13 protein-coding genes and 1 tRNA gene are annotated in these 18944 nt (G+C 65.1%); 6 read left to right on the top strand and 8 right to left on the bottom strand.

Annotated features, from left to right (window positions below):
* The first annotated feature begins 30 nt into the window (after positions 1–30).
* From K1X11_RS08485 to K1X11_RS08475, 3 genes are read left to right on the top strand one after another with little or no spacing between them, the layout of a single operon-like run.
* Complete coding sequence (locus K1X11_RS08485) at positions 31–951, top strand: SCO family protein (protein WP_221029866.1); 921 nt, start codon at positions 31–33, stop codon at positions 949–951.
* 26 nt (positions 952–977) lie between these two features.
* Positions 978–1898, top strand: a complete 921-nt coding sequence (locus tag K1X11_RS08480; protein WP_221029867.1) for a hypothetical protein — start codon at positions 978–980, stop codon at positions 1896–1898.
* The gene (locus tag K1X11_RS08475) at positions 1895–3829 is read left to right on the top strand and encodes a heavy metal translocating P-type ATPase (RefSeq protein ID WP_324726144.1); all 1935 of its coding nucleotides are present in this window, start codon (positions 1895–1897) and stop codon (positions 3827–3829) included. The genes K1X11_RS08480 and K1X11_RS08475 overlap by 4 nt, the downstream gene beginning before the upstream one ends.
* Before the next feature lie 111 nt (positions 3830–3940).
* Here the strand turns inward: K1X11_RS08475 and proB are convergent, their stop codons facing one another.
* The 5 genes from proB to K1X11_RS08450 form a co-directional block, all read right to left on the bottom strand.
* Entirely contained in the window at positions 3941–5062 is a 1122-nt protein-coding gene (gene proB, locus K1X11_RS08470; RefSeq protein WP_221029868.1) for a glutamate 5-kinase, read from the bottom strand.
* 118 nt (positions 5063–5180) lie between these two features.
* On the bottom strand, positions 5181–5729 hold the full coding sequence (frr, locus tag K1X11_RS08465; protein ID WP_221029869.1) for a ribosome recycling factor: 549 nt from the start codon (positions 5727–5729) through the stop codon (positions 5181–5183).
* Between the two features lie 49 nt (positions 5730–5778).
* Positions 5779–6516, bottom strand: a complete 738-nt coding sequence (gene pyrH / locus K1X11_RS08460; protein WP_221029870.1) for a UMP kinase — start codon at positions 6514–6516, stop codon at positions 5779–5781.
* A gap of 92 nt (positions 6517–6608) precedes the next feature.
* Complete coding sequence (locus K1X11_RS08455; RefSeq protein ID WP_221029871.1) at positions 6609–7013, bottom strand: response regulator; 405 nt, start codon at positions 7011–7013, stop codon at positions 6609–6611.
* Between the two features lie 103 nt (positions 7014–7116).
* Positions 7117–9297: a hypothetical protein gene (locus K1X11_RS08450; RefSeq protein WP_221029872.1), complete on the bottom strand. Its 2181-nt coding sequence runs from the start codon at positions 9295–9297 to the stop codon at positions 7117–7119.
* Positions 9298–9645: 348 nt separating this feature from the next.
* On the opposite strand from K1X11_RS08450, the gene K1X11_RS08445 reads away from it, so the two are divergent.
* Positions 9646–9719, top strand: a tRNA-Gln gene (locus K1X11_RS08445).
* 635 nt (positions 9720–10354) lie between these two features.
* On the opposite strand, the gene K1X11_RS08440 is transcribed toward K1X11_RS08445, so the two are convergent.
* A complete protein-coding gene (locus K1X11_RS08440; RefSeq protein ID WP_221029873.1) occupies positions 10355–10624 on the bottom strand; it encodes a hypothetical protein in 270 nt (89 codons plus the stop codon).
* Between the two features lie 159 nt (positions 10625–10783).
* Here K1X11_RS08440 and K1X11_RS08435 point away from each other — a divergent pair, with 159 nt between their 5' ends.
* On the top strand, positions 10784–13825 hold the full coding sequence (locus K1X11_RS08435) for an ATP-binding protein (RefSeq protein ID WP_221029874.1): 3042 nt from the start codon (positions 10784–10786) through the stop codon (positions 13823–13825).
* 273 nt (positions 13826–14098) lie between these two features.
* Here K1X11_RS08435 and K1X11_RS08430 read toward each other — a convergent pair whose 3' ends face one another.
* Positions 14099–14986: a mechanosensitive ion channel family protein gene (locus K1X11_RS08430; RefSeq protein WP_221029875.1), complete on the bottom strand. Its 888-nt coding sequence runs from the start codon at positions 14984–14986 to the stop codon at positions 14099–14101.
* Positions 14987–15117: 131 nt separating this feature from the next.
* On the opposite strand from K1X11_RS08430, the gene K1X11_RS08425 reads away from it, so the two are divergent.
* Positions 15118–17427 (top strand): cation:proton antiporter domain-containing protein, encoded by a 2310-nt coding sequence (locus K1X11_RS08425; RefSeq protein WP_221029876.1) that lies wholly within the window; start codon positions 15118–15120, stop codon positions 17425–17427.
* A gap of 129 nt (positions 17428–17556) precedes the next feature.
* Here the strand turns inward: K1X11_RS08425 and hflX are convergent, their stop codons facing one another.
* Positions 17557–18849 carry a GTPase HflX gene (hflX, locus tag K1X11_RS08420; RefSeq protein WP_221029877.1) on the bottom strand — a complete coding sequence of 431 codons (1293 nt, stop codon included), beginning with the start codon at positions 18847–18849 and terminating at the stop codon, positions 17557–17559.
* Positions 18850–18944 lie beyond the last annotated feature (95 nt).

Genomic DNA, 18944 nt, shown 5'->3' with positions numbered 1-18944 from the left:
AAATCTATCTGCCGGGGAATCCGTGAGCACATGACTTCGAAGATTGCCGGGTTCTCGTGCTGCGTCCGCCGTTGGTTGGGCGTGAGCCTCGTGACCACCGCGCTGTTGCTCACCGCATGCAACCGCGCCGAAAAGGCAGCGCAACCCGAACGACTGCCGGTGCCCGGCCGTCCGCTCACCGGGCAAATCGTGAAGGTCGATCTCGAACGCGGCACCCTGCTCGTCGACCACGACCCCATCCCCGACTACATGCCGCAAATGGTGATGGAGTTCCAAGCCGGCGCGGGTGACCTCGCCAATCTTGAGGCCGGCCAACGCATCCGCGCGCGCCTCATCGAAGAAGCCAACGGCGTCTTCCGTCTCGCGCACATCTGGGTGCAGGACGGTTTGTCCGAGTCACAGATCGCCGCCGCCGCCGCCGAGTTGCACGAGGACACGGTCATTCGCGGCAGCAAGGTTTACCGCGCGGTGGGCGAGAACCTGCCCGACTTTTCGCTGTATGATCAGAGTGGTCAGGTCGTCGATATGAACCGCTTCCGGGGCAAGAAGGTGGTGATCAACTTCATCTACACGCGTTGCCCGATCGCGACGATGTGTCCGGCGGCGGTGACCAACATGATGACGGTGCAGGAAGGCGTCGCGGCGGCCGGCAAGAGTGATCAACTCGAGCTCATCTCGGTCACCTTCGATCCGGAATACGATACGCCTGGCGTGCTGCGCGACTACGCGGCGGCGCGCGGCATCGACACCAGCAACTACAGCTTTCTCACCGGTCCGGAGTCGGCCATCAAAGACCTGCTGCGCCAGCTCGGCGTGTTGGCCGAAGTCGAGGGGCCGCTCATTCAACACACGCTCGCGACGCTCTTGGTGAACGAAGAGGGCCGCATCATCGATCGCGCGGATGGCAGCCGCTGGGACACCCAACAGTTTGTGCGCAAGATCGTGCGCTGAAGCAGAGCCAGCCCGAGACGAAACCTATGAGCGAAACCGCGACAGCGCCCTCGTTTAATCCGGCCCAACGCCGGCAGATGGTCGTGCTCACCCTGGGCGCGTTGGCCATCTTTGCGGTGTTTCGCTGGCTGCCCACCGGCACCAACCTGAGCCATGGCGATTTCCGCCTGGAGGGGGAGAACGTGCTCGAGTTCTGCGATCCGGCGGCGCCGCAGTTTCTGCCGGTCACGACAGCGCGCTCGCCGGTGAGCCTCACGCTGGCGCCGACGACCGCCGCGGTCGGACAACCGCTCGACCTCACGCTCACGTTGGCGACGTCCACCGGCAAGGCGATCGGTCCGGTCGATCTGCTGGTGGCGCACACGCGCAAGCTGCACCTGATGGCGGTCGATCCGACCCTCCGCGACTATCATCACCTGCATCCCGAGCCGGGGGAGACGCCGGGCGAATGGCACGTGAGTTTCACCCCGAAGCTCGCGGGCACCTACCGGGTGTTTGCCGATTTCACGCCGGCGGCGACGGCGCGCGGTTTGTATGCGAGCGCTGACATCGAGGTGCCGGGCGAGGTGGCGCAGAACCCGGTCATCCTCAACCCGACGGCCGAGCGCGATGGTTTTGCTTTCTCGCTGCGCACCGATGGTGAGCAGGTGCGAGCCCGTGAGCCGGCCGATCTGACGTTGGCGATCCGCGCGCTCGATGGCAGTCCCGTGCAGCTCGGTGAAGTGATGGGCGCCTTTGCGCACCTCGTGGCCTTTGACCGCGAGCGCAGTGGATTCGCCCACCTGCATCCGCGCGAGACCGATCTGGTAAACCCGCCGGATGCGCTCGCGCCGGAACTGCATTTCCAAGTCACGATTCCGGAGGCGGGGCTGTATGTCATCTGGGCGCAGATGGTGCTCAACGACACCGAGACCTTCGTGCCGTTCTGGTTCGAGGTGGAACCGTGAGCGACGCGGCAGAGCAAACGGCCGAACCCGGTTTGCAGGCCGATGCCGATCTGGTGGCGCGCGGCTGGATGCGCATCGGCATCGGACTCGCGGTGGCGGGGCAGGCGATGGTGTTTGGCCTAGCGATCAATGTGACGCCGGCCGACGGCGTGGGTTATTGGGTCGTGCATGGCGGACTCATGCTCTCGGCGCTGCTCGTGTTGATCTTTCTCGGCGGTGACATGGTGGGCGCAGCGTGGCGTTCGCTGCGGGAGGCGCGCATCAGCATCGATCTGTTGTTTTTGGTCACGCTGACCGGCGCGCTGGCGGGATCGTTGGTGAGCACCTTCACCCGCACTGGAGCAGTCTATTACGAAGTTGTGGCGGTGCTCATCGCGGTGCACACGCTGGGCAAACTTATCGGCGCGCGCAGCCGTCTCGCGGCGCTGTCGGCGGTCGATAAAACCCGCGCGCAGTTTGCGAGCGTGCGGGTGCGTGAACCCGATGGCCGCGAAGTCACCAAGCCGGTGAAAGCGCTGCGCGGCGATGAACGGGTGTTGGTGGCGCCGGGCGAAGCCATCGCGGTGGACGGCACCATCGTGCGCGGGCGTAGTTATATTTCGGAGACAAGCATGACCGGCGAGTGGCGGCCGGTGCCGCGGGGTGAAGGCGAGGCGGTGCTGGCGGGAACGCATGCCGTCGACGGCGATTTGGAAATCGCGCCCACGATCGGCGCCCGCCGTCTCGATCACATTTTGAGCGAAGTGGAACGCGCGCGGGTGGCGCCGAGTGCACTGCAGGCGCAGGCCGATACGCTCATGCGTTTTTTCCTCCCCGTGGTGGTGACGGTGAGTGTCGGCACCTTTGCGTTCTGGTGGCTGCGGGGGCCGTGGCCGGAAGCCTTGTTCAACGCCATGGCGGTGCTGTTGGTGGCGTGTCCCTGTGCGATGGGCTTGGCCACGCCGATCGCGGTCTGGAGTGGCTTGGCGCGGTTGGTGAAACTCGGCGTCGTGGCGCGCACCGGTGACCTGCTCGACGCGCTCGGCCGGTGTGATCAACTCTGTATCGACAAAACGGGCACGCTCTCGGAAGAGCGCATGGAAGTGTTGGCGTGGCGTATGGAGGGCGCTTGGACGGATCCGGCGTCGTCGGCCTGGCTGCGCGGCGCGGTGGCCCGGTTGGAGGACGGCCTGATGCATCCCGTGGCGCAGGCCCTGGTTTCAGCCGGGGGCGGTGACCCCGGTTCGGCGACGACCATGACAGAGCGGGAAGTGGTGGCGGGCGGTGGGGTGCGTGGCCGCGTGGACGGGCGCCAGGTCGCGGTGGGCGAATGGGATTTGCATGGGTTCACCGGGGACGCGCCGTCGGGCGCGGCCAAGGCGGTGTGGGTGTCGGTGGACGGCGCGCTCGCGGCGACGGTGGAGCTGGGCGAACGCTGGCGGGTGGGCCTCACCGAGACGCTCGCGGAACTGCGCGAACTCGGTGTGGCAGTGGAGGTGCTCACGGGCGACCGGCATCCACCGACGGATCTCGGCGTGCCGGTCGAGGGGGGCTTGTCGCCGGAGGACAAAGTTGCGCGCATCGCGGCGCATCAGGCTGCCGGCCGGCAGGTCGTATTTGTCGGCGATGGGGTCAACGATGCGGCGGCGATGGGCGTGGCCAACGGCTCGATCGCGGTGGGCGGGGGCGCGGATCTGGCGCGGGCGTCGGCCATGGGCACGATGGCGGGTGATGACCTGCGGGTCGTGCCGCGGGCGATCCGCCTGGGGCGCGTCGTGCGGCGCGGCATTTACGGCAACCTGCGTTTTGCGGCCTGCTACAATGTCACCGGCATGATCCTGGCGGCGAGTGGTTGGCTGCACCCCGTGGTCGCGGCCTTTTTGATGGTCGGCTCCAGCATCGCGGTCGGCGTGCGTGCGCTACGTGCAGCCGAAAAGGTGACGGTGGAGTAGTTTCCGGATCTTTAGCCTTTCTCGTTCTCTTTATCCCAGCAGCGCGGGACGGTTTCGGGCAACGGGGCGAAAGATAAAGACGAACGAGAAAGAGGGGGCGACGGGGCCGCCCTACAGCAGGACGAGGTCGTTGCGGTGGATGACCTCGAGGCGGCGGCGCTGCGGGAAGAGATTCTTGAGCTCGTCGGTATTCAGGCCGGAAATACGCGGAACGTCGACGTTGGCGAAACGGGTTTTACCGCGGGCGATCACCTCGCCGGCGGGATTGGTGACGTCGATGATGTCGCCGACCGCGAAAAGGCCTTCGCTGCCGGTGACGCCGACCGCCAGCAGGCTGCGGCCTTTGTCGCAGAGGGCGGCGGCGGCTTTGGCGTCGATGATCACGCGGCCGGTCGGGCGTTGGTAGTAAGCGAGCCAGCGTTTACGGGCTTCGAGGGGGAGGCCGCTGGGAACGAAGTAGGTGCCGGGGTTGTGGCCGGAAAAGATGCGGGGCAGGACGTTCTCGACGGAGCCGTCGGCAATGAAGACACCGCAGCCGGATTTTACGGCGAGTTTGGCCGCGGAGATTTTGGAGACCATACCGCCGACGGCGGTGGCGGAGGTGGTGCCGCCGGCCATGGCTTCGATCTGCGGGGTGATGCGGTTGACCGTGGGCACGATCTCGCCGGTGCCCTGCATGTCGATGAGACCCGGGGCGGTGGAGAGGATGACGAGGTAGTCGGCGTGGGTGAGGCCGGCCACCATGGCGGAGAGGGTATCGTTGTCGCCGAAGCGAATTTCCGCCGCGCTCACGGTGTCGTTCTCGTTGACGACGGGAATGGTGCCATAGGCGATGAGCGCTTCGAGGGAGGCTTTGACGCCGAGGTGGCGGGCGCGGGCGCGCAAGTCCTCGTGGGTGAGCAGCACCTGGGCGACATGGGCGCCGTAAGGGTCGAAGCCCTGCTGCCAGGTCTGCATGAGCAGGCTTTGGCCGATGCCGGCGCAGGCCTGCTTCTGGGCGAGGAGCGACGGGCGCTTGGTGAGTCCGAGGATGCCCATGCCCAGACCGACGGCGCCGGAGGACACGACGATGACCTCGGTGCCGCCCGCGCGCAGAGCGGCGATTTGAGCGCAGACGTGGGCGATGCGTCCGGTATCGAGTTGACCGATGCCGGAGGTGAGCACGCCGGTGCCGAGTTTGACGACGACGCGTTTGGGAGGTTGAGCGGAAAAATTAGCGAAGGATGCGGGCACGGAACGGGAGGCGGGAGACGGGATGCTTGATGCGGGATTCAGGTTGGAGGAGAGAGGCGGTGGCACAAAAAGGGCGCCGACTTTGCGACGCCCCGGGGTGAATGGTGTAAGGGAAAGGTCAGGTGACCTCGAGGAGTTCTTTTTCCTTCTCCTCCAGATGCGTGACAATCGTGGCGGTGAACTTGTCGGTTACGGCCTGGATTTCTTTTTCGATCCGCTTGGATTCGTCCTCGGGCAGCTTGGCTTTTTTGAGCGTATCCAGTCCGTCGTGACGGGCTTTGCGGACGGCCACTTTGCCTTCTTCGGCATAGCGGTGGGCCACCTTGACGAATTCCTGACGGCGCTCGCGGCTCATCTCGGGCAGGGGCACGCGGACGAGGCCGCCGTCAACCACCGGGTTGAGGCCGATGTTGGCGATTTGGATGCCCTTGGAAACGGCTTGGATGACACCTTTGTCCCACGGCTGGATGACAATCATGCGGGAGTCGGGAGTGGAAATGGCGGCGCAATCCTTGATGCGCATGGAGGAACCGTAGGCCTCGACCGGGATGTTTTCCACCATGGCGGGGGTGGCCTTGCCGGTGTGGATGTTGGCAAATTCGTGGAGGGTGTGGTCCACGGCTTTGTTCATCTTGGCTTCGGTTTCGTTGACGATTTCGTGAGGCATGGTGAGAGGCTAAGCTAAAGAGTGGGGGGCTGGCGAATGAACTTATAATTTAACTGTGCACGAGGGTGCCGATCTTCTCGCCGAGGACGGCTTGGCGGATGGCGTGCGGATCGCTGAGGTCGAAGACGAGAATGGGCAGGTCGTTGTCGAGACAGAGCGAGAAGGCGGTCGCGTCCATGACGTTGAGGCGTTGGCGCAGCGCATCGATGAAGGTGATGTCGTCGTATTTGACGGCGTCGGCGTGCTTTTTCGGGTCCTTGTCGTAAATGCCGTCGACCTTGGTGGCCTTGAAAATGATGTCGGCGCCGACTTCGTTGGCCCGCAGGGCAGCGGTGGTGTCGGTGGAGAAGTAGGGGTTGCCGGTGCCGGCGACGAAGATGACGACGCGTTTGCGTTCGAGGTGGCGACGGGCGCGGCGGAGGATGAAAGGCTCGGCGACTTGGTCCATCGGGATGGCGGTCTGCACACGGGTGAGCACGCCCATCTTCTCGAGGCAGTCCATGATCGCGAGGCCGTTGATGACGGTGGCGAGCATGCCCATGTAATCGCCGGTGGTGCGATCGACGCCGCGCGACTCGCCCTGGAGGCCGCGGAAGATGTTGCCGCCGCCGATGACGACGCAGACCTCGACGCCCATGTCGTGGATTTCTTTTACCTGACCACAGATGCGACTGAGGACTTCGGGATCGATGGGATCGGTGCCGGTGCCACGCAGGACCTCGCCGCTCAATTTGAGGACGATACGTTTATATTTCGGGGCGGGAGAGTCCGGCTCAGTTTCGCTCATTTGAGGAGCGAGTGAAGGAAGCGGGATTTATCGCGTCAATCCGGTAGCGCGGTGGATCCTCGCAGCGGCAGCGGAGGCGGTGCGCCGTGGGCTCAGGCGGGGCCGAGGATGTCTTTGAGGACGGCGCTGAGGGCGGCGATTTCGTAGGGCTTGTTGATGGTGCCCGCGAAACCGTAGGAGGCGATGGACGGATCGGCCGTATCCTTGGGCAGGCCGCTGGAAAGGATGCCCTTCACGTCTGGGTCCAGTTCACGCAGTTTTTCCATGGTCGCGATACCATCCATGCCACCCTTAATCTGAAGATCGAGAATGGCCGCGACGAAGGGGCGGTCGCTGTTGAGAGCCTCAGTGTAGGCCGCGATGGCTTCTTCACCCTTGGTCACTTCGACCGCTTCGTAACCGAGGTATTTGAGCACCTTGCCGCCCACTCGCCGGATATCGGCTTCGTCATCCATAAACAGGATGCGTGGACGCGGCTTGTTATCGCTCTCACTCATGTTGGGCGATCACTCTGCAACGGTTTGCAGTGGGATGCAAACCGTTGTCGGTGGATTGTCGCAAAACAGCCGTAATGACCGCGGTTCGCGGAGGGACCGGGACTCAGGTCAGAGCGTGGAGGTGGCGGCGGAGTCGTAGCGCCCAGATGAGCGTGATCGCATTCATCAACACCAAAAAACCTCCGACGTAGAGCGAGCGATGGGGGGGGCCAGCCGAGGGCAGGGAGAGCACATCGACGGACCGTGCCCCGTCGATATGGAGGTTAAAACTCTCGGGATCGCCCAAGCTATTGCGCTGCAGGTGGTAAATGCCGCTCAGGCGCAGCCGGCTCCCTGTGCGGAGCTCATCGGGGTCGATCGGATCCAGCCCCCGGTCCTGGGCCTCGAAGACGATGTCCTGGCTGCGCAAAGTGAGGTGCGGGCGGGAGTCGACGATGGCCAGTTCCAGGAGCTCGGCCTCGACGGCCACCAGACGGTCTTCCCATTCGGGGTGTAGGATTCGAGGGTTGGGCAGATCATGAGGCGCGGGGGGATTGCCCGGCCCCACGACCCGGATCTGAGCTTCGCGTAAGGCAAAGCTTTGGTCGGACCGCGTGGGCAGGCCAACGGCGTCGACGCGATCGCCGGCGCGCAGCGGGTGATCATCGCGGCGCAACAGCCGCAGGGTGGAGGGCCCTTGTTGGATCAAGACGACGCGGTCACGGGTGGAGGCGAGGACCGTGCCGGTCACCCGCACGTGACGTCGATAATACTCGACCGTGCCAAAGCGGCCGAAGTCGGCGAGCGGGACCAGGGGCAGAGCAAAAGGGTTTTCCGGGAAGGGAATCTCGATGCGCAACTGTTCGCGGGATGGCACCCAAAGCCGAATGCTGGTGACGCGACCGCGCTCGTCGGTGAGGGCCGTGCACACCCCCTCGACCGTCACAATCGCGCCCTCTTGGTCGGTGAAATCAAAAGTCTCAGGCAGCACGGCGCGGAAGTCCCCCGCAATGGTGGACAGGTCCAGGAGGGTGCGATTGGCTCCGGGCACGACGCGGTGGAGATAGCCGGTGAGTGAGACCCATTGGGCTTCGTAGATACCGGTGGCCGCCGCATCCAGGGTGATGGGCCGGGCGGTCGGGAGTTCGATGGTGCCGGTTTCGGTAAACGAATTGGCAATGACCACGGGGGCGAAGTCACCCAGGCCCGTCGTGCCGCGCAGCGTTACGCGAGTGCCGAATTTAGGGATCTCGGGGTGATTGCTGCCGACATATACGCCGATGCCTCCGCTGGTGTCCTGCAGGTAGAGAAACGGCGATTCCGGGTGCGACCACGTGATGACGCCATCGAGCTCGACCGGCAGTTTTTCGTTGGCGACTTCGGGGGCGAGTCCCAGCACCCGACGCGACAGGGTGAACTGGCGGACCGGACCGTTCGGCGGCACCGTTTCGGGGGCAGCGACCGCCGGTCGCACGAAGGCTTGAGTGAGTTCCACTTGCATGCTTTGGGCGCGGGGGTAACCCCAGGCTTCCACCCGGGTGTGGAGGGGGAGGGGCGTCATCTGGCCGGTGAAAACCTGGGCCTCGCCGGTTTCGCCGCGCACGGTGACGAATTGACCCGGCACCTGTTGCACCAACTCGCCGACAATGCGCACCGGCTGGTCGGGAGCGGCTTCGGTGAGGGAATTGATCGGGCTGGCGGGAATCTCGAACCGGGGGGCGTCCGCCAGATGGGACAGGAACTGCACTTGGGATTCGCGGCCGACCATCACCTCGAGGCTCACGAATTCGTCGGCGGGAGTGACCCTCGCGTTGTAAATCCCGGAGAGGCGCACGAAGGAGCCCGTCCAGAAAATGGATTCGCCGTCGGAAGGGGCCAACACCCAAGCACTGAAGCGGCGGCCGTGGGCGGCGAGGTTCAGTTGGAGGTGCTGGGCGTCGGCGCGGGACTGGCTCTCCACCAGACCCTCTATCTCCACAAATTGGTCCCGAAAGCGTTGATGATCGGTGAGATCGTCGACCTTCAGGGCGGGCAGGGGTTCGGGCGGCAGCGCGGTGATCACGGCATCACGCAGGGACAGCTCGGCGGCGGGGAGCTGGATCTCGCCCGTGATGTGGTAGTAGTTCCCGGGTTCCACGTTCATGGAGTCCCAGTCGTCCTTGACGTAGCCGGCGACCGTGCCGTCGTGCAGCCAAAGCAGGCGCCAATCCGGATCGAAATAAACCACGTGTGCTTTGAAATCGAACGCGGCGCGGCCCGGGAGCACACGTTCCGGCAGGCTCCAATAACTCGCCCAGTTACGCACGACAGGCAGTGGCGGGTTTGTCTGGTCGGGGGCCGCCGACGGACCGGAAGCCGTTTGGCCAACGACAGAGTCTACCCCCCCGACAAGGAGAATGCCGAGAAGGGAGAGCAAACCGAACCGGCGTTGAGGGCGGGACCGGTCCGGCGACGAAGGCTGACAGAGCGGGTCGGAGGGCATGAAGAAGCTTCAACCAGCGAGCTTTAGCGACGCGCGAGGGGCAATTCTTTACTGCGGAGGGCAAACTGAGGTGGGATTGCAAGTAGGGACGGCAGGGGCGAAGCGGAGCGGTGCAGAACACACGCTTGACGCGGAAGGCAAAGGTCCCACGCTGCCCGATCCACCCATCACTGCCCGATGGTGTAATGGTAGCACAGGCGACTTTGACTCGCCTAGTCATGGTTCGAACCCATGTCGGGCAGCCATCTAAGATGGCGGAGCGGCAGGGGTGAGAACCATGGGTTCGACGGAGGCCCGCGCAGCGGGACGGAGATGGGGCAACCGGAGGTTGATCCCGTGTAAGCGGGACGAGCGCAGCGAAGCCAACCCATGTCGGGCAGCCAGCTAAGACGGCGGAGCGGCAGGGGTGAGAACCATGGGTTCGACGGAGGCCCGCGCAGCGAGGCGGAGATGGGGCAACCGGAGGTTGATCCCGTTTAAGCGGGACGAGCGCAGCGAAGCCAACCCATGTCGGGCAGCCAGCTAAGATGGCGGAGCGGCAGGGGAACCAATTCACGAATATAGTATTGACCCCTTAGGCTCGGGCCCCGTCTTTGCGGCCTTTGCGTGAAGAGGCGGTGCCTCACGGTATCTGCGGTCATCGGCGTGATCTGCGGTTAATGGATTGTAGCCACAAAGAGGCACAAAAATGCACGAAAAGGGGAGCGTGGTGGCGCTGTGGATACGGGGGGGCTGAAGGGCACGTGGAACGACGCGGCTCCTGCTTCGCCGAGGCTTCGGCGGACAGGGCCGAGGTGGTCCGCGTCCGCCTATTCCGGTTCTGCGTCCTTTGCGTTAAGAAAACCCGCTGCCCTCTCGGTCAGCTGTGGGCCCGGCGGGGTCAGGTGGACGACGCCGCTTTGGCTTTGTCCCAGATGGGCTCGGCCTCTTTGAGGGAGCAGCCGACGTCGGCTTTGATGGCGTAGAGGGCTTCCGATTTCCGGTCCTGCGCGATGAGGGCCTTGGTTTCCTCACTGAGCAGATCCAAGTCTGCGATGGGACTGCGGGCTCGCAGCACGGCCATCTGGCGCTCGAGCGTCTTGATCTGAGTTTTGCAATGGGCAGCGGTGAGGAAGGCAAAGAAGGCGATGAGGAAGGCGATAACGTCCATGATGTGGGGAGTGGGCGATTAAGAGGGGCCCGGGAGGCGAGGGTTGCGCGGGACAATTCAGCAAAATGGGTGCCGACGCGAGTCTGTCCGAAGGAGCTGGGGGAGATTGCTTAGCGGCAGGGGCTTGTGGTGGGCGCGGGGGGGCGCTGTGCTAGCGCTGTGTCTACCCCGTTTCGTCGTCTTTGCTGGTTGGGCCTGCTGTGGTGGGTAGGAGCGATGAGTTGGGTGATCACGGGGTGGGCGCAGGAGGCGGCGGGTGAGCGGGTGTTGCGCGAGTTGGCGGAGTTTTGGGCGGCGCCGGTGGCGGATCGCGAGGCGGGGCTGGCCTACGATTTTGAGGTGGAGGTGTTGGTCTATGATCGGGAATGGGCGATCCTGCATGTGCAAGATGCTTCGTTGGCGGAGTATCTGCAGGTGGAGGCGATGTTGCCGATCGAGTCCGGGCAACGGGTGCGCCTGCAGGGGCGCACGGTGGCTCCGGGGGGAGTGTTTACGATTCGGGATCCGGTGGTGACGGTGGTGGGCGAGGCGGCGATCGCGTGGGAACCGGTGACCTTCACGGTCGAGGGGTTGCGATCGAAGGTGAATCACCCGATCTCTTTTGCGGGTTTGGTTTTGGCGCAGGGGTTTGCAGGGGAGGACCACCTGGAGCTCGACATGGTGGTGGATGGCAAACGCTCGCGAGTTTGGGTGCTGGTGGATCCGACCGAGCCAGTGCCGACACTGGCGGGGCAGTATGTGCGGGTGAATGCGGTGGGCGGGGCGCGTTTTGATGGCTTGGGTAACCTGACGGCGGCAGATGCGTTTTGCCCGAGTCTGGAGCAGGTGGAGGCGTTGGGGTCGTTGGCGGAGCAGGCGCTGTTTGCGGGCTTGGCCACCCCCTTGGAGGAGCTGAGGGAGCACTCGGAGCATGCGCGGGTGAAGGTGGAGGGTCAGGTGGTGCGGATCTCACCCGAGGGGCATCCCTTCGTGCGGGATGCGAGTGGCCAGGTGGAGGTGGTGACCGAGCAGCCGGTGCAGGATCTGCTGGGACGAAAGGTCGAGGTCGTCGGCGTGCCGAGGGGGGAGGGGCTGACGTTGCGACTCACGCAGGGCATGTTGGTGCTGCTGCCGGAGGCGGCGAACCGGGTGCCGGCCGATGGGGACAATTTTAGCCGGGTGCTGCACCGGATCGCGGCGAGTGCGATCGAGCTCCGGCCGGAGCAGGCGGCCAACAGTCACCCGCTGACGTTGAGTGGGGTGGTGACGTGGTCGAGCCGTTGGTCGATGTTGTTTTACGTGCAGGATTCGTCGGGCGGCATCGGCGTGTATCGGGCCAATTCCACGGAGTCGCCGCCACCGCCGGGCACGCTGGTGGAGGTGGCAGGGGTGACGGTGATGGGCGATTACGCGCCGGCGGTGCAGGCGTCGCGGGTGACGCCGGTCGGGCGGGTGGAACTGCCCCCGGCGCGACGGGTGACGCTGGAGCAGGCGTTGACCGGGGTGGAGGAGGCACAGCGGGTCGAGCTGACGGGGTATGTGCACCGGGCGCGCCGCGATCGCGGCTGGGCGGTGTTGGATCTGACGTCGACGGCGGGGCCGTTTCAGGCGCGGTTGCCGGTGGACAGTGAGCCAGGGGGCTTGGTGGGCGCGGTGGTGGCGTTATCGGGCGTGTGCACGGCGATCACCAATCAGGATCGGCGGCTGACGGGGGTGCAGTTGTGGTTGCAGGATGTCGCGGCGGTGAAGGTGTTGGACGAGGGGGCGGCGGATCTGGAGGTGCTCCCGCTGCGGCCGATGCAGGAGGTGGGGCAATACATTTCAGCGGCGGACCAGCGGCGACGGCTCAAGGTGGAGGGCACGGTGGTGCATTGGGATCCGCAGGGGTGGGTGTATTTGGTGGATGGTGACGCGTGGCTGCTGGTGCAGACGCGGCGCGAGGAGAGTCTGCCGGCGGGCACGCGGGTGCAGGTGGCGGGTTTCCAGGGCCGCAGTGGCGGGCGCACGGTGTTGCGGGAAGCGGTGGTGGTGCCGGTGGGCACGGGGACGTTGCCGGCGGTGCGGGAGTTGGCGGCGCTGGGAGAGGCGGATGCGCGGCTGGACGGCCAGCGGGTGGCGGTGACGGCGCAGGTGTTGGAACGTTACCGGGCGGAGGGGCGTGCGCTGCTGGCGTTGCAGGAAGGGCGCACGGTGTTTGAGGCGGAGGTCCTGCACGGGGAGCAGGAGCAGGCGATGCCGGAGCCGGGCAGCCGGGTGCGGTTGGAGGGCGTCTACGCGGCGGTGTTTGATGATCAGGGGCAGGCGGTGGGCTTTCGGCTGCTGCTGGCGGCGCCGTCGCAGGTCACGGTGTTGGCTCCGCCGCGGTGGTGGACGATCGAGCGCGTGCGGATAGCGGCCGGGGTGGCGTTGGCGGGCGTGTTGTTGGCCTTTGCATGGGCGTGGACTTTGCAGCGGCGGGTGACCCAGCAGGCATATGAGATCAATGACCAGATTCGCCGGGCCTCGCAGTTGGAGGCAGATTTACAGCAGGCGCTGCGGTTGGAGTCGCTGGGCTCGCTGGCGAGTGGGGTGGCGCATGATTTTAACGCCAAGTTACGGGTGATTGGTGATCATTTGGCGGGGTTGCAGGCCGGGGAGGCGCTTTCGGTGGAGGGGCAGGAGCGGCTGGAGCACGCGCGGGTGGCGACGATCCGGGCGGGGGATCTGGTGCATCGCCTCACGACGCTGGCCAAGGGCGGGAAACCGAAACCGGCGGCGACCGATCTGGCCCGCGTGGTGGCGGAGGTGGTGGCGCAGTTTGGGCTGCCCAAGGCGATCGAAGTGCAGCACCGGGCGGCAGGTTTTTGTGGTCGGGCTTGGGTGGATCCTGACCAGTTCAAACAGCTGCTGCAGAACCTGCTGCTCAACGCCATGCAGGCGATGCCCAACGGCGGAGCGTTAACCTTGGAAGTCGAGGAGGTGATGCGGCCCGGCGCGAAGGAGACCGTGCTCGCGCCCGGGCGCTACGTGCAGCTGGTGGTGCGCGACAACGGCGAGGGGGTGGCGGACCGCAATCTGGAGCAGGTGTTCGATCCGTATTTCACGACGCGGGAAGGCGCTCAGGGGCTGGGTCTGGCGGTGGTGTATGCCATCGCGCGGCGTAATGGCGGCGCGGTGACGCTGGAGTCCAAAGCGATGGTGGGCACCGAAGTGAAGGTGTGGCTACCGGTGGCGGCAGAATAGGGGAATGGTGAATGAAGAATGGTGAATGGTGAAAGGTGAAAGGTGAACGGGGCCCAGGGGCAGGAAGGAAGGGAACCGCTAAGAGCGCGAAGGGACGCGAAGGGGATTAACACGGAGGGCGCGTGCTTTGCGTTTGGTAGTGAGCGGTGGAGTGGCGCTGTGTGCGGATTGAGAATCCGCGGTGCCTCACGGTTATCTGCGTCTATCGGCGAGATCTGCGGTTTGATTGGGTCCCGTGGATCCACTCGCTCACGCTCGTAGCCACCTAGGCCCCTAGGGCTGTTCGCGGGTGATGGGGAGGGTGCCGCTGCGGATGTGGAGGTCGCGCTGCGGGAAGGGGATCTCGATGTTGTTGGCGCGCAGGGCACGCTCGATGGCGTAGTTGAGCTCGCTGCGGAATTTTTTGGGACTACGCAGCATTTCGGCGGTCCAGACGCCGACTTCAAAATCGAGGGAGCTGTCGCCGAAACCGATGAAGAAAATATTGGGCGCGGGCTCGCGAAGGACTTCCGGTTGGGCGAGGGCGACCTCCATCATGACCTTGCGGAATTTCTCTACGTCGGAGCCGTAGGCGATGCCGACGGGAATGTTGATGCGAACCTTGGGATCACCGTGGCTCCAGTTGACGACGGTTTCGCTGATGAAGCTGGAGTTGGGCACGATGACCGAGATGTTGTCGTTGGTGACCACCACCGTGCTGCGCAGGCTGATGCGGGTGACTTGGCCGGCGACACCGTTGACCTCCACGCGGTCGCCGATGGCGATGGGTCGCTCGGCGAGGATGATGATGCCGGAGATGAAGTTGTTGACGATGTTCTGCAGGCCGAAACCGAGTCCGACACCGATGGCACCGGCGAGCACCGCGAGAGAACTGAGATCGATGCCGACAAAGGTGAGGGCGAGGTAGATGCCGAGGACGATGAAGGCGTAGCCGGTGATGCGCGCGACGGCGAAACTCATGCCTTCGTCGAGGTGCGTGCGGCGGAGCACACGCTGGAGCAGGACGCGGCGCAACATCGCCTCGGCGATGATGACAAAGCCGGCCAGAATGAAAAATTTGAGAATGGTCGCCAGAGTGATGGCGCTTTTGCCGAGGTGGAAGAGCTCGAAGGTGAGCACGTTCACGATGGCATCATAAATCGGGACGAGCGTTTCGATCATGCGAGGTAGGTTTCGGCGACGCTGACAGGTTGGACGGGAGTTACAACCCCGGGGACAGTCTCCCGGAACCGTCCGGGTTCGCTTGCCTGCGGTGCGGGGGCGAGCACTGTGAGCGACGTTTTCTCACCCTCATGACCGAAGCGGCGATTTTTGTGCAGGATCTGGCGATCATCTTGATCGCCGCAGCGATCGGCGGCCTGGTGTGCCGTCGGCTTGGCTTGTCACCAGTTGTTGGATACCTGGTCGCCGGCATGGCGGTGGGACCCTACACGCCGGACTGGCTCGGGGTGGTGCAGCATGTCGACCGGGTGCGGCTCTTTGCGGAGTTGGGCCTGGTGTTTTTAATGTTCGGGATCGGGCTGTCGTTCAGTCTCAAGCGACTGCGGCAGCTCGGGCTGAGTGTGGTGGTGGTCGCAACGGGTGGCGCGTTGTTGGTGTTTACGGCGGCGCGCAGTCTGGGCGAGGCGTTGGGCTTGGAACCAGCCGGCGGCATCTTTTTTGGCGCGCTGTTGGTGGTGAGCAGCTCGGCGGTTATTGGCAAACTGCTCAACGACAGCGGCACCTCGCACGACAAGAGCAGTCAGCTGGCGCTGGGCGTGACGCTGGCGGAGGACATCGTGGCGATCGTGGCGCTGACCTTGTTGGGCTCGGTGGTGCCGGAGGGGAGCGGTGCGCCGGGGGCCGGAGTAGGGCGCACGGTGGCGTTGTTTGGCGGGTTTGTTCTCGTGCTGGCGACGCTGGGGCTGCTGGTGGTGCCGCGGGTGTTGCGGTGGCTGGGCAAGGAGGCGAGCACGGAGCTGCAGACTCTGTTTGTGGCGGGATTGTTGTTTGCGGTGGCTTTGATGGTGGTGAAGGCGGGGTATTCGCTGGCGCTGGGGGCCTTCCTGCTCGGCGCGATCGTGGCGGAGACCCCGCAGCGGCCGACCTTGGACCGGGCGTTCGCCGGGATGCGGGATATGTTCGGGGCGATCTTTTTTGTGGCGGTGGGCATGTCGATTCCGGTGGCAGCGCTGCCGGCGGTGAGCGGCACGATCGGTCTCACGCTGGTGGTGGCCGTGGTGGGTCGGGCGTTGGCGGCGGCGGTGATGTTTATGCTATTGGGGCAGGACAAGGTGACGGCAGTGCGGGCGGGTCTGATCCTGACGCCGTTGGGCGAGTTTTCTTTTGTGATCGCGCAGCTCGGTATCGATGGCGGGGTGTTGCCGCGGGAGTATCTGGCGGTGGCAGTGGGCGCGGCGCTCGGGACGGCGTTGCTTGGGCCGGTGCTGGTGAAGCAGGGCGATCGGATCGCGCAGCTGGTGGCGGGGCGGAGCTGGCCGGGTTTTGATCAGGTGCTGTCCTTGTATCACCGCTTGCTGGAAGGACTGAAGCAGCGACGGGACCGCAATCTCTTGTGGAAGCTCCTGCGGCGACGGCTGGTGCAGATAGGGGTGGAGGTCGCGCTGGTCTCGGCGTTGTTGGTGCTGGCGCGCCCGGGGGTGCGGCTGGCGCTGCAAACGTGGGGCGAGGAGGCGGTGCCGTGGGTTGGCACGACGGTCGCGTTAGGCGCGGTGTTGGCGCTGTTGGTGCTGGTGCCGCTGATCGCGATCCTGCGCAATCTGCAGGCGGTCGCCATGATCGTGGCCAATTATCTGGCGCGGAAAAACCGAGCCTGGAACCGCATCAAAGGTTTTCTGGAAGCGATGCTCTTCTGGCCGGTGGCGGTAGGGTTGGCGTTGTGGTTGTGGAACGTGGCCCCGGTGCAGGGGGGCGTCTGGTTGGCGGCGGGGGTCGTGGTGCTAATGGGCGCGGCGGCGATGTTGTTTTGGCGGCAGTTCATTCGCTGGCACAGCGAGATGGAGGTGGCGCTGGAGGCCTCGTTGGGGGAGGACCCGGCGGCGCCGACCGGCACCCCGGCCTGGGCCGATCGTTATGCCCCGTGGGGGCTGCACTTGGGCGAGTTGGAACTGCCCGATCGTTTCGGCGGAGCGGGTTGCACGCTGGCCGAGATTGATCTGCGGCGCCGGTGTGAGGTTGCGGTGATCGCGATCGAGCGGCGCGGTTTCCGCATCAACAACCCGGGGGCGGGGGCGACGGTGTTCCCGGGAGACAAGTTGCTTTTGCTCGGCACGCTGCGGCAGATCGCGGCGGCGAAGCGTTTGCTGTTGGACGCGGTGGGGAGTGAGTGGGCGGACGCTGACGGGGATCTCGATGACTTGACGGTCGAGATGCTCGACGTGCCGGCCGGCAGTGCGGTGGCGGGTAGGCGGCTTGATGAGGTGGCCTGGCCGCAGCGTCTGAGTGTGCAGGTAGTGGGGGTCGAACGCGCGGGTCAGCGCCAGTTGCCGCCGGATGCGGGGTGGGTGCTGCAGCCGGGCGACCGGCTGCTGATCATGGGAGTGACCGCGCAGCTTAATGAGGTGGAAGCCGAGTTGGCCGCGGGGGAGGAGGAGGCGAAGTAGCGAGTAGCGGGTAGCGAGTAGCGAGTAGCGAGTAGTGAGTAGCGAGTAGTGAGTAGCGGGTAGGCGGGGAGGCGTGCGGGGAGGCACGTGGGTCGGCGGTCGCCCGGGCGGGGCGACCCTACCTTTAGGTTAGCTGACGACGAAGGGGGCGAAGTAGCCGTGCTGGGCCGGTGGATACCGGCCGATGAGGCGCACGCCTTCGTCGAGGGTTTCCTCCTCCTGCACGTGGCCGACTTGATGAAGGCGGGCGACGACGTCGTAGCGCTCGTGCGGCACGAGCAGCTCGGCGCTGCCGAAGGTGTCGCGGATGAGATCGGTGCAGTGGGTGGCAAACTCCTTGAGCCCTTCGCCGGTGACGGCGGAGACAAAGAGGGCGTCGGGGATGAGAAGCTTGGCCCGATTGATCTGCTCGGGCGTGGCGGCGTCGATTTTGTTGAAGACGGTGAGCCGGGGACGCTCATCGGCGTCGAGTTCGCCGAGCACTTCGAGCGTGGTTTTGTGATGCTCGGCCACGCTGGCGGCGGTGACGTCGAGCACGTGAATCAGAAAATCGGATACAATGGCTTCCTCGAGCGTGGCCTTGAAAGCCTCCACCAAGCCGTGGGGGAGGCGGCGGACGAAACCGACGGTGTCGGTGACGAGCAGCTTCTGGTTGCCGGGCAGGAGGAGCTGGCGGGTGGTGGGGTCGAGGGTGGCGAAGAGCTTGTCTTCGGCCAGGACGGTGGCGCCGGTGATGGCGTTGAGCAGGGAGGATTTGCCGGCGTTGGTGTAGCCGACGATGGCGGCGGTGGGCACGGGCACGCGGCGGCGTTTGGCGCGTTGCACGCCACGGTGTTGCTGCACCTCGTGGAGCTCGCGTTTGAGGCGAGTGATGCGGTCGCGGACGATACGGCGGTCCTGCTCGAGCTGGGTCTCACCTTCACCGCCCATGGCGCCTTTACCGCGTTGGCGGGACAAGTGGGTCCAGGCGCGGGTGAGGCGGGGCAGGGAGTATTCCATGCGGGCGAGCGCGACCTGGAGCACGGCTTCGCGGGTCTGGGCGCGGTCGGCGAAAATATCGAGGATGACTTCCTGGCGATCGATGACGGTGAGCTTGGACTGCTTTTCCCAATTGCGTTGCTGGGCGGGCGAGAGGCCTTCGTCGAAGACGACCACGTCGCAGTCGTGGAGGCGGGCGGCACCGATGATCTCCTCGACCTTGCCCGAGCCCACGAGGGTGGCGGGATTGGGGGCGCGGAGTTTGACGATGGTGGAGGCGACGACGGAGATCTGGAGGTTCTCGACCAGTTCGGTGAGTTCGGCGACGAGCTCTTCGGCTTCGCCGGCGGTCATGTCCGGGTTTTGCACGCCCACGAGGTAGGCGCGCTCAACGCGGAGCGGGTCGTCTTTTTGTTGGGCGGAGTTGTCGAGGAAGTCGGCCATGCAGGTGTGACCGGGTAACAACGGCCCTTTGGCCGAAAATGTCCAGAAACGCTCTTTAGTCTTTCTCTTTATCTTTATCGTTATCCTCCCACGAG

This window comes from Actomonas aquatica (assembly GCF_019679435.2).
Taxonomy (GTDB): Bacteria; Verrucomicrobiota; Verrucomicrobiia; order Opitutales; family Opitutaceae; genus Actomonas; species Actomonas aquatica.
The sequence above is the reverse complement of the archived record's forward strand: the minus strand, read 5'-3'. Positions and strand labels throughout refer to the sequence as shown.

Excerpts from the sequence above, each read along its gene's own strand:
- K1X11_RS08425 (WP_221029876.1), top strand. The coding sequence starts at position 15,118 with ATGACCGAAGCGGCGATTTTTGTGCAGGATCTGGCGATCATCTTGATC.
- K1X11_RS08455 (WP_221029871.1), bottom strand. The coding sequence starts at position 7,013 with ATGAGTGAGAGCGATAACAAGCCGCGTCCACGCATCCTGTTTATGGAT.
- hflX (WP_221029877.1), bottom strand. The coding sequence starts at position 18,849 with ATGGCCGACTTCCTCGACAACTCCGCCCAACAAAAAGACGACCCGCTC.
- K1X11_RS08480 (WP_221029867.1), top strand. The coding sequence starts at position 978 with ATGAGCGAAACCGCGACAGCGCCCTCGTTTAATCCGGCCCAACGCCGG.
- frr (WP_221029869.1), bottom strand. The coding sequence starts at position 5,729 with ATGCCTCACGAAATCGTCAACGAAACCGAAGCCAAGATGAACAAAGCC.
- pyrH (WP_221029870.1), bottom strand. The coding sequence starts at position 6,516 with ATGAGCGAAACTGAGCCGGACTCTCCCGCCCCGAAATATAAACGTATC.
- K1X11_RS08430 (WP_221029875.1), bottom strand. The coding sequence starts at position 14,986 with ATGATCGAAACGCTCGTCCCGATTTATGATGCCATCGTGAACGTGCTC.
- K1X11_RS08485 (WP_221029866.1), top strand. The coding sequence starts at position 31 with ATGACTTCGAAGATTGCCGGGTTCTCGTGCTGCGTCCGCCGTTGGTTG.
- K1X11_RS08440 (WP_221029873.1), bottom strand. The coding sequence starts at position 10,624 with ATGGACGTTATCGCCTTCCTCATCGCCTTCTTTGCCTTCCTCACCGCT.